The 426-nt window shown below is 40.8% G+C and carries 1 protein-coding gene; it reads right to left on the bottom strand.

Features of this window, described 5'->3' with window-relative positions:
- Positions 1 to 297: OapA N-terminal domain-containing protein (locus AB4585_RS27755; protein WP_372171972.1), on the bottom strand; the 297-nt coding region annotated here is incomplete at its 3' end.
- Between the last annotated feature and the right edge of the window lie 129 nt (positions 298 to 426).

Below are 426 nucleotides of genomic sequence, written 5' to 3'. Positions count from 1 at the left end.
GGTATGCAATAGGCGAGGAGACAAACCAATACGGTCAAACAATACAGAGGCACTTTCACCGGATCGCACCTTATGAGTATCCCAGCGCATGACCGCCATAGGCAGCTTTTGATCTGTAGGAGATAAGGCTTTAGCGTTAATTTCTAGAGGGTAAATGCGACCAACTTGATAGTTGTTTTCTTGCTCGTGAAGGCTTCTAGGATCGGGAAGAAAGAATAGAGCGACAACAATAAGTGCACTAAAACAGCAAATTAACGCTCGGTGCAAAAGAGGTAAACGTTGAAAAATGGTCAGCATATCCCGATTCGTTAAATAATCAGTGAAAAATTGGTATTTGATTAGTCTAACTGCTTTCAAAACTAATCGCTATTCAAGTACACTGTCGGGATATATTTTTTCCTGATTTTGTGGGAGCACACTAATATG

The sequence above is a fragment of the Vibrio sp. 10N.222.49.C9 genome (assembly GCF_041474985.1).
Lineage (GTDB): Bacteria > Pseudomonadota > Gammaproteobacteria > Enterobacterales > Vibrionaceae > Vibrio > Vibrio crassostreae_C.
Note: the sequence above shows the minus strand (reverse complement) of the source record. Positions and strands in the feature narration are given on the sequence as shown.